The organism is Streptomyces synnematoformans (genome assembly GCF_039531005.1).
In the GTDB taxonomy this organism is placed as follows: domain Bacteria; phylum Actinomycetota; class Actinomycetes; order Streptomycetales; family Streptomycetaceae; genus Streptomyces; species Streptomyces synnematoformans.
On the sequence record NZ_BAAAPF010000291.1, the window covers coordinates 1 to 8783 of the forward strand.

The 8783-nt window shown below is 76.0% G+C and carries 8 protein-coding genes and 2 pseudogenes; 2 read left to right on the top strand and 8 right to left on the bottom strand.

The genetic code is table 11. The annotated features are described in order from the left end of the window. Both ABD317_RS29415 and ABD317_RS29420 read left to right on the top strand, forming a co-directional pair. A pseudogene (locus ABD317_RS29415) lies at window positions 1–535 on the top strand (hypothetical protein); the annotation flags it as partial. 80 nt (window positions 536–615) lie between these two features. Next, window positions 616–870 (top strand): hypothetical protein, encoded by a 255-nt coding sequence (locus ABD317_RS29420; protein WP_344293676.1) that lies wholly within the window; start codon window positions 616–618, stop codon window positions 868–870. Window positions 871–897: 27 nt separating this feature from the next. On the opposite strand, the gene der is transcribed toward ABD317_RS29420, so the two are convergent. The 8 genes and pseudogenes from der to ABD317_RS29460 form a co-directional block, all read right to left on the bottom strand. Further along, a complete protein-coding gene (gene der / locus ABD317_RS29425; protein ID WP_027756968.1) occupies window positions 898–2403 on the bottom strand; it encodes a ribosome biogenesis GTPase Der in 1506 nt (501 codons plus the stop codon). A gap of 61 nt (window positions 2404–2464) precedes the next feature. Beyond that, on the bottom strand, window positions 2465–3067 hold the full coding sequence (locus ABD317_RS29430; RefSeq protein WP_051438717.1) for a 1-acyl-sn-glycerol-3-phosphate acyltransferase: 603 nt from the start codon (window positions 3065–3067) through the stop codon (window positions 2465–2467). Between the two features lie 53 nt (window positions 3068–3120). Further along, on the bottom strand, window positions 3121–3831 hold the full coding sequence (gene cmk, locus ABD317_RS29435; RefSeq protein WP_344293666.1) for a (d)CMP kinase: 711 nt from the start codon (window positions 3829–3831) through the stop codon (window positions 3121–3123). 91 nt (window positions 3832–3922) lie between these two features. Then, window positions 3923–5008 carry a prephenate dehydrogenase gene (locus ABD317_RS29440; RefSeq protein WP_344293668.1) on the bottom strand — a complete coding sequence of 362 codons (1086 nt, stop codon included), beginning with the start codon at window positions 5006–5008 and terminating at the stop codon, window positions 3923–3925. Between the two features lie 157 nt (window positions 5009–5165). Further along, window positions 5166–6188 carry a pseudouridine synthase gene (locus tag ABD317_RS29445; RefSeq protein ID WP_344293670.1) on the bottom strand — a complete coding sequence of 341 codons (1023 nt, stop codon included), beginning with the start codon at window positions 6186–6188 and terminating at the stop codon, window positions 5166–5168. A 27-nt stretch (window positions 6189–6215) separates the two neighbouring features. Next, window positions 6216–6944 carry an SMC-Scp complex subunit ScpB gene (gene scpB, locus ABD317_RS29450; protein ID WP_344293672.1) on the bottom strand — a complete coding sequence of 243 codons (729 nt, stop codon included), beginning with the start codon at window positions 6942–6944 and terminating at the stop codon, window positions 6216–6218. Further along, on the bottom strand, window positions 6941–8239 hold the full coding sequence (locus tag ABD317_RS29455) for a segregation and condensation protein A (RefSeq protein ID WP_344293674.1): 1299 nt from the start codon (window positions 8237–8239) through the stop codon (window positions 6941–6943). The genes scpB and ABD317_RS29455 overlap by 4 nt, the downstream gene beginning before the upstream one ends. 134 nt (window positions 8240–8373) lie before the next feature. Beyond that, window positions 8374–8783 (bottom strand): annotated as a pseudogene (locus ABD317_RS29460) (hypothetical protein); the annotation flags it as partial.

Sequence of the window (8783 nt, forward strand, 5' to 3'; positions counted from 1 at the left end):
GCCCTCGCCCGCCCCCGCCGAGGCCGCCGCCACCGCCGCCCCCGTGGGCGACACCGGCGAGTCGCAGGCGGTCCTCGGCGTCACCTGCGGGCTGGTGATGTGCGGCGACGAGCCGCGGCCCGCGCTCGTCGTCGAGCCCACGGCGCCCGTCGTCCGGCCCGGTTCCGAGGGCCCCGGCGACGACTTCCTGCCGCTGCTCATCGAGAGCGGCTTCCTGCCCGTGATGGGCATGGCCAAGCCGCCGGCCCCGGTCACCGGCTGGTCCGTGCTGCTCGTCGCCGGCCAGCTGCACGCGGTGATGCAGCCCGGCACGGCCGGGCAGCCGCAGACGGCCTGGTGGCAGGCGCACCAGCCGCTGCACGTCTCGGACGGCTGGCGGGCCGCCGCGGCCAAGGAGCGGGAGGTGCTGGTGTACGCGGCGCCCGCCGGCGCGATCGGCCGGCAGCCGCGCGAGGACCTGCTGGGCGGGGCGCTGGCGCAGGCCGCCGGGCGCGGGCTGCTCGTCGGCGCGACGATGCCCCTGACCGGCACCTGATCGGAGCAGCGCGCACCCGCATCCCCGCGTGCCGCGCCTTCGTTGCACAGGATGTGCACCGATACCACGCGATTCCCGGCATGCGCCCGGCCCACGAGCCCCACGCGGCCGCCCGCACCTCGGGGACGCCGATCTACGACGCCCTGTTCGCCGAGTACCGCCGGCTCTTCCGGGCGCTGCCCGGGGACCGCACGGGCGAGGAGCAGCTCCGCTTCGACGCGATCATGAACACCGCCCGCCCGTCGCTGCCGGCCCCGCCGGCCACCGGGCGCCTGCGGTCCCACCTCCACCGGCACCGCCACGACGCCCGCGCGGCCGAGGACGACGCCCGCTGACCCCGCGCCTGCCCGGAGCCGGGGCCGCTACTTCTTGCGGCCCCGCTTCTCCCGCACCCGTACCGAGATCCGGATCGGGCTGCCCGCGAAGCCGAACTCCTCGCGCAGCCGCCGCTCGATGAACCGGCGGTAGTTCGCCTCGATGAAGCCGGAGGCGAAGAGCACGAACCGCGGCGGCCGGGTGCCGGCCTGGGTGCCGAACAGGATCCGCGGCTGCTTGCCGCCGCGCACCGGGTGCGGCTGGCCGGCCACCAGTTCGCCCAGGAAGGCGTTGAGCCTGCCGGTCGGCACCCGCGTCTCCCAGCCCGACAGCGCCGTCTCCAGCGCCGGCACCAGCTTCTCCATATGCCGTCCGGTGCGGGCCGAGACGTTGACCCGCGGCGCCCACTGCACCTGCACGAGGTCGCGCTCGATCTCGCGCTCCAGGTAGAAGCGGCGCTCCTCGTCCAGCAGGTCCCACTTGTTGTACGCGATGACCAGCGCCCGGCCGGCGTCGACCGCCATGGAGAGGATCCGGGTGTCCTGCACGGTCAGCGTCTCGCCGGCGTCCACGAGGACGACGGCGACCTCCGCCTTCTCCAGCGCGGCGGCGGTGCGCAGCGAGGCGTAGTAGTCGGCGCCCTCCTGGAGGTGGACGCGCCGCCTGATGCCGGCGGTGTCGACGAAGCGCCAGGTCTTCCCGCCGAGCTGGATCAGCTCGTCCACCGGGTCGCGGGTGGTGCCCGCGACGTCGTCCACGACGACGCGGTCCTCCCTGGCGAGCTTGTTGAGCATGGACGACTTGCCGACGTTCGGCCGCCCGATGAGCGCCACCCGGCGCGGGCCGCCGAGCCCGCCGCCGAACGTCTGCGCCGGCGCGTCCGGCAGCGCGGCGAGCACCGCGTCGAGCATGTCGCCGGTGCCGCGGCCGTGCAGCGCGGAGACCGGGTGGGGCTCGCCGAGGCCGAGCGACCACAGGTACGCCGCCTCCGCCTCGCCCGCCTGCCCGTCGACCTTGTTGGCGCAGAGCACCACCGGCCGGCCGGCCCGGCGCAGCATCTTCACGACGGCCTCGTCGGTGTCGGTGGCGCCGGTCTGCGCGTCGACCACGAAGACGACGGCGTCCGCGGCCTCCACCGCGAACTCGGCCTGCGCCGCGACGGAGGCGTGGATGCCGAGCACGTCCTGCTCCCAGCCGCCGGTGTCGACCACCTTGAAGCGGCGGCCGGCCCACTCGGCCTCGTACGACACCCGGTCGCGGGTGACGCCGGGCCGGTCCTCCACGACGGCCTCGCGGCGGCCGAGGATGCGGTTCACCAGGGTCGACTTGCCGACGTTCGGCCGGCCGACGACCGCCACCACGGGCAGCGGGCCGTGTCCGGCCCGCGCGAGGTCGCCCTCGACCTCGTCGAGGTCGAAGCCCTCCTCGGCGGCCAGCTCCATGAACTCGGCGTACTCGGCGTCGCCCAGCTCCCCGTGCTCCGGCTCCCCGGGCCCGTCGCCGTAGGCTGTGCCGTCCGGGGCGTGCTCCGGGGAGCTGCCGGTCTCGCTCATCACGTTCCTCGTCCTTGCGTTCTCGGCCGCGCACACGGCCCGGTCTGCCGGGCTCCGCGCCCTAGCGGCCAGTATCGCGCCTGGCGGCGGCCAGGTGCGTGGTCAGCCGGTCCTGGATGCGCAGCGTCGCCTCGTCCATCGCCTTGCGCGTACGCCGCCCGTCCGCGGAACCGGCCTGGAAGGGCTCGCCGAAGACGATGTCCACCGGGCAGCGCACCGGCGGCAGCGCCTTGAGCACGCGGCTGCGCCGCTCCGCCGTGCCCAGCACCGCGACCGGCACCACCGGGGCACCGGAGCGCACCGCGAAGTACGCGAGGCCGGCGCGGATCGAGGAGAAGTCGCCCTCGCCCCGGGTGCCCTCCGGGAAGATCCCGAGCACCCCGCCGTCGTCCAGCACGCCCAGCGCGCGGGTGATCGCCGCGCGGTCGACGGTGGTGCGGTCGATGGCCAGCTGGCCGATGGTGCGCAGGTACCAGCCGACGACCCCGACGAACGCCTCCTGCTTGATCAGGAAGTGCACCGGCCGCGGCGCGGTGCCCATGAGCAGCGGGCCGTCGACGTTGTGGGAGTGGTTCCCGGCCAGGATGACGGGCCCGCTGGCGGGCACCCGCCAGGCGCCGAGTATCCGCGGCCTGAAGTAGCCGTGCATCACGGGCGCGGACATCCGCCGCCCGACGAGCGCACCCCGTGTCTCCGGCACCGCGCCGGCCGGTTCGGTCACCGACCCTGCTGCTTCTCTTCGACGAGGGTGACGACGCACTGGATGACCTGCTCCAGGGTCAGCTCCGTCGTGTCCACCTCGATGGCGTCGGCGGCCTTGGCGAGCGGCGAGACCTTGCGGCCGGCGTCGGCGGCGTCGCGCCGGGCGATCGACGCCTGCGTGGCGGCCAGGTCGCTCGCGTCCTTCCCCTTCAGCTCGCCGCTGCGGCGGGCGGCGCGCACCTCTTCCGAGGCGGTGAGGAAGATCTTGACGTCCGCGTCCGGCAGCACCGTCGTGCCGATGTCCCGGCCCTCGACCACGATCCCGCCGTTCTTCACCGACTCCGCCGCGATGGACCGCTGCAGCGCGGTGATCCGGGCCCGTACCTCCGGCACCGCGCTGACGGCGCTGACCGCGGCGGTGACCTCCCGGGTACGGATCGGGCCCGCGGCGTCGGCGCCGTCGACGGTGACCGTGGGCGCCGCCGGGTCGGTGCCGGAGACGATCTGCGGCTTCTCCGCGGCGGCGGCGACCGCGGCGGGGTCGCGCACGTCCACGCCGTTGCCCAGCATCCACCAGGCGGCGGCCCGGTACTGCGCGCCGGTGTCGAGATAGCGCAGGCCGAGCCGGGCGGCCACGGCCCGGGACGTACTCGACTTGCCGGTGCCGGCGGGGCCGTCGATGGCGACGATCACGGGGGCCCGCTGGGCCCTGGCAGCGCTGTCCACGGGGCGTACGACACCCTTCCTCAGGAATACGTCCGGGTTAACCGGGTCGACGTGTGCGGGACCAGGTTACCGGCACCTGCGCGGGTCTCGGTCACTGCCTCAGCGGCCACCCGCGCTCCCGCAGCGCGGCGGTGAGCGCGTGCGCGGCCGGCGGCTCGACCATGAGCTGTACGCGCCCGGCCTGCTGCCCGGTGGCGTGGTCGATGCGCACGTCCTCGATGTTGACCCCGGCCGCGCCGGCGTCGGCGAAGATGCGCGCCAGCTCGCCCGGCCGGTCGCCGATGAGCACGGTGACGGTCTCGTACTCCGCGGGGGCCGCACCGTGCTTGCCGGGCACCCGCTCGCGGCCGGCGCCGCCGCGGCGCAGCACGTCCTCGATACCGGCGGCGCCGGTGCGGCGCTTGCCGTCGTCGGCGGCCTGCAGCGCGCGCAGCGCCCGCACCGTCTCGTCGAGGTCGGCGGCGACCTCGGACAGCACCTCGGCGACCGGGCCGGGGTTGGCGGAGAGGATGTCGATCCACATCGCCGGGTCCGAGGCGGCGATGCGGGTGACGTCCCGGATGCCCTGCCCGCAGAGCCGGACCGCGGCCTCCTCGGCGTCCTCCAGCCGCGCGGCGACCATGCTGGAGACCAGCTGCGGGGTGTGCGAGACGAGGGCGACGGCGCGGTCGTGGGCGTCGGCGTCCATCACCACGGGCACGGCGCGGCAGAGCGCGACCAGCTCCAGCGCGAGGTTCAGCACCTCGGTGTCGGTGGTCCCGTCCGGGCTCAGCACCCACGGCCGGCCCTCGAACAGCTCCGCGGAGGCGGCCAGCGGGCCGGACCGCTCGCTGCCGGCCATCGGGTGGCTGCCGATGTAGCGGGCGAGGTCGCCGCCCAGCTCCCGCAGGGTGCGGCGGGGGCCGCCCTTGACGCTGGCGACGTCGAGGTAGCCGCGGGCGGCGGCGCGGCTCTGGGCGTCGGCGAGGGTGGGGCCGGTGAGCGCGGGCGGCACGGCGACGACGGCGAGGTCCACGGGCGCGGGGGGCGGCTCGTCGCTGCCGGCCCCGAGGGCCGCGGCGGTGCGGGCCTGGTCGGCGTCCTCGTCCTGCAGATAGACCGTGACGCCTCTGCGGGTCAGCGCCAGGGCGGCGGAGGTGCCGATGAGGCCGGTGCCGATGACGAGGGCGGTACGCACGGCGCAAGGATACGCGGCGGCCCGCCCGCGAGGCGCGGGGAGGCCGACGGGCGCAGCGCCGAGGGAGGCACGCCGGGAGGAGGCACGGGCGCCGCGGCGGCCCGGGCGCCACGGCCGGGCGGGCGCCGGGGGCGTACGGGCCGGGCGGCCCGGGCCGTCAGAGCCCGACCTCCCGCATCAGCATCCCGACCTCGGTGTTGGTGAGCCGGCGCAGCCAGCCGGACTTCTGGTCGCCCAGCGCGATCGGGCCGAAGCGGGTCCGTACCAGCTTGTCGACGGGGAAGCCCGCCTCGGCGAGCATCCGCCGCACGATGTGCTTGCGGCCCTCGTGCAGCACCACCTCGACGAGGTAGTTCTTGCCGGTGTTCTGCACCACCCGGAAGTCGTCGGCCTTGGCGTAGCCGTCGTCGAGCCGGACGCCGTTCTTCAGCTGCTTGCCGAGGTCGCGCGGGAGCGGGCCCTGGATGGCGGCGAGGTAGGTCTTCTTCACGCCGTAGCGGGGGTGGGTGAGGCGGTGGGCCAGCTCGCCGTGGTTGGTGAGCAGGATGATGCCCTCGGTCTCGGTGTCCAGCCGGCCGACGTGGAAGAGCCGCGTCTCGCGGTTGTCGACGTAGTCGCCGAGGTTCTGCCGGCCCTCCGGGTCGTCCATCGAGGAGACGACGCCGACGGGCTTGTTGAGGGCGAAGAACAGGTACGACTGCGTGGCCACGGTCAGCCCGTCGACCTTGATCTCGTCCTTCTCCGGGTCGACGCGCAGCCCCTGCTCGGTGACGACGCGCCCGTTGACCTCGACCCGCGCCTGGTCGATCAGCTCCTCGCAGGCACGCCGCGACCCCATGCCGGCCCGTGCCAGCACCTTCTGCAGCCGCTCGCCCTCGGGCTCGCCGAACGTCTTCGGCAGCTTGCGCTGCGCCCCCGGGTGCCGGGCCCTGGCCCGCTCCTCCAGCTGCGCGTCGTACTCGCGGGATCGCGCGGGCCGGCCCGGCGCGCCGCCGCGCCCCCGGCCCCCCTTCCCCGGGGCCCCGGGGCGGCCGCCCTGGGGCGTGCCGGACTTCTCGTACCGCCGCTCCTCGGGGCGGGGGCGGCCCTGACCGCGCTGTGGGGCGCCGCGCTTGCCGCCCGCTCCCCGGGAGTCGGAGCCCGAGGGCTTCCTGTTGTTCCTGCCGCCGCTGCTTCGCATCGAGCTTTCCGTCAGTCCCTTGGTTGGTCAGGTGTCGTCGTCCACGTCGAACGACGGGACGCCCTCCTGGGACTCGCCCTCCACCGCATCCGCGTCCGGGAGGAACGGGGCCAGCTCGGGGAGTTCGTCCAGGCCGCGCAGGCCCATCCGCTCCAGGAAGTAGTTCGTCGTCCTGTACAGGATCGCACCTGTTCCGTCCTCCGTGCCCGCCTCCTCGATGAGCCCGCGCTGGAGCAGCGTACGCATGACGCCGTCGCAGTTGACGCCGCGGACCGCGGAGACGCGGGAGCGGGAGACCGGCTGGCGGTACGCGACGACCGCGAGGGTCTCCAGCGCGGCCTGGGTGAGCCGGGACTGCTGGCCGTCGAGCACGAAGCCCTCGACGGCGGGCGCGTACGCGGCGCGGGTGTAGAAGCGCCAGCCGCCCGCGACGTGGCGCAGGTCGAAGCCGCGGCCCTGGACGGTGTACTCGTCGGACAGCTCGCGCAGGGCGTCGGCGATCTCGCGGGGGCGGCGGTCGAGGACCTTGGCCAGGTGCTCGGCGGTGACGGGCTCGTCGACGACCATGAGAACGGCTTCGAGGGCCGGGCGCAGCGGCAGCTCGGCGGCGGGGTTCGCGGGCGGCTCGCCGGGCTGCGGCTGCGGGGCCGCCGGGTCCGGCACGTCAGCCGCGTTGGCCGCGTCCGCCGCGCCCGTCCCGTCCGCCGCGTCCGGTGCGGCCGTCCCGTCCGTCGCGTCCGTTACTGCGTCGCTCATCGCCCGTCCTCGCCTTCGCCTGCGCCTGCGCCTGCGCCCCGGCCGTTGCCGCCACCGTCGTCCGCGGCGGCGGGCGCCGTGTCGAACTCGTCGGTCACCACCGGCACCACGTCCTCCTGCCCCGTCCACCGCACCGTCAGCGGCTCCAGCGCCCCCTCCTGGTCCAGCGCCACCGCCCGCTCCCGGTACAGCTCCAGCAGCGCCAGGAACCGGGCCACGACGGTCAGCGGGTCCGGGGCGTCGGCGATCAGCTCCCGGAAACTCACGGCGCCGTGTGCGCGCAGCCGCTCGACCACGACCTGCGCCTGCTCCTGGACGCTGACGAGCGGGGCGTGGATGTGCTCGACGTAGACCTGGGGCACGGGCTTCGGCTGCATCGCCTTGACCGCGAGCCGGGCGAAGCCCTCCGGGCCGATGCTGATGACCACCTCGGGCAGCAGCGCCGCGTGGTGCGGCTCCAGCCCGACGGTACGGGGGTGGCGCAGCGACTCGTCCACCAGCCGGCGCTGGAAGATGCCCGCTATCTCCTTGTACGCGCGGTACTGCAGCAGCCGCGCGAACAGCAGGTCGCGGGCCTCCAGCAGCGCGAGGTCCTCCTCGTCCTCGACCTCGGCGGCGGGCAGCAGGCGGGCGGCCTTGAGGTCGAGGAGGGTCGCGGCGACGACGAGGAACTCGGTGGTCTGGTCGAGGTCCCAGTCGGGGCCCATGGCGCGGATGTGGGCCATGAAGTCGTCGGTGACGCGGTGCAGGGAGACCTCGGTGACGTCCAGCTTGTGCTTCGAGATGAGCTGCAGGAGGAGGTCGAAGGGGCCCTCGAAGTTGGCGAGCCGGACCCGGAAGGCGCCGTCGTCGGGATCGGCGTCCGGGTCCGCTGCCGGGTCCGTGCTGGCCGCCGGGCCGGGGTCGGGCCCGGGGCGGTTCTCCGGGGCGGGGTCCTCGTCCGGTGTCTCCTCCGGCACCTCGTCCGGGTCCGCGCCGCCGGGACCCGCCGGCGCGGGCTCGGTCTCCGGCTCCGGCTCGGGCTCGCCCGGACCCGGCTCCGGGACCGGGCTCGGCTCGTCGGGGCGCGGGGCGGGCCCCGGGATGGGCAGCGGGGACGGCTCCGGCCGCCCGGGCACGGGAGCCGGGTCCGGCTGCGGCAGGGGCATCGGCTCGGGGAACGGCTCCCGCACCGGATCCGGGTCGGCGGGCGGCGGAGCGGGCCTGGTGGGCGTCGCGGCGACCCCGGGGCCGCGGCCGAGGGAGCGCCGGGCGGTACGCGCGGGGCGCTGCGGGTCGTCGTGCCTGTCGTCCATCGCTCGCAGCGTATCGCCCGGAGCGGCGCGCGCCCGGTTTCCGTCCGGCGGGGCGGCGGCGCGGTCGCCCGGTACGGCCGGGCGGCGGACGGGGGCGGTGCCGGCCGGTGCCGGCGGACGTACGGGCGTCGGTGTCAGCGGCCGCGCAGACGGCGTACGAGGATGCTCGCGTCGCCGCGCGACTCCAGGTCGGCCAGGACCACCGCGACGGCCTCGCGGACGATGCGGCCGCGGTCCACCGCCAGGCCGTGGTCGCCGCGGAGCACGAGCCGGGCGTGCTCCAGGTCCATCAGCTCCTCGGCGGAGACGTAGACCGTGATCTTCTCGTCGTGCCGCTCCCGGCCGCTGGGCCGCCGGGCCGCGCCGCGGCCCCGGCCGCGTCTGGGCTGGGCGGCCGCGGCCGAACCGCCGCTCTGCCGCGCGGACTTCGTACGCGCCTGGGCGCCCGGCTCGCGCTCGTCCTGCCGGGTCCGGCCGCCGGGCCGGGGTACCGCGCCCGGGTCCCGGCCGCCGACCCCCCCCGCCACCGGACCCCGCCGGAAAG

Bases quoted from the DNA above. Each gene is read 5' to 3' on its own strand.
- ABD317_RS29420 (WP_344293676.1), top strand. From the start codon at position 616: ATGCGCCCGGCCCACGAGCCCCACGCGGCCGCCCGCACCTCGGGGACG.
- der (WP_027756968.1), bottom strand. From the start codon at position 2,403: ATGAGCGAGACCGGCAGCTCCCCGGAGCACGCCCCGGACGGCACAGCC.
- ABD317_RS29430 (WP_051438717.1), bottom strand. From the start codon at position 3,067: ATGTCCGCGCCCGTGATGCACGGCTACTTCAGGCCGCGGATACTCGGC.
- ABD317_RS29445 (WP_344293670.1), bottom strand. From the start codon at position 6,188: ATGCGAAGCAGCGGCGGCAGGAACAACAGGAAGCCCTCGGGCTCCGAC.
- scpB (WP_344293672.1), bottom strand. From the start codon at position 6,944: ATGAGCGACGCAGTAACGGACGCGACGGACGGGACGGCCGCACCGGAC.
- ABD317_RS29455 (WP_344293674.1), bottom strand. From the start codon at position 8,239: ATGGACGACAGGCACGACGACCCGCAGCGCCCCGCGCGTACCGCCCGG.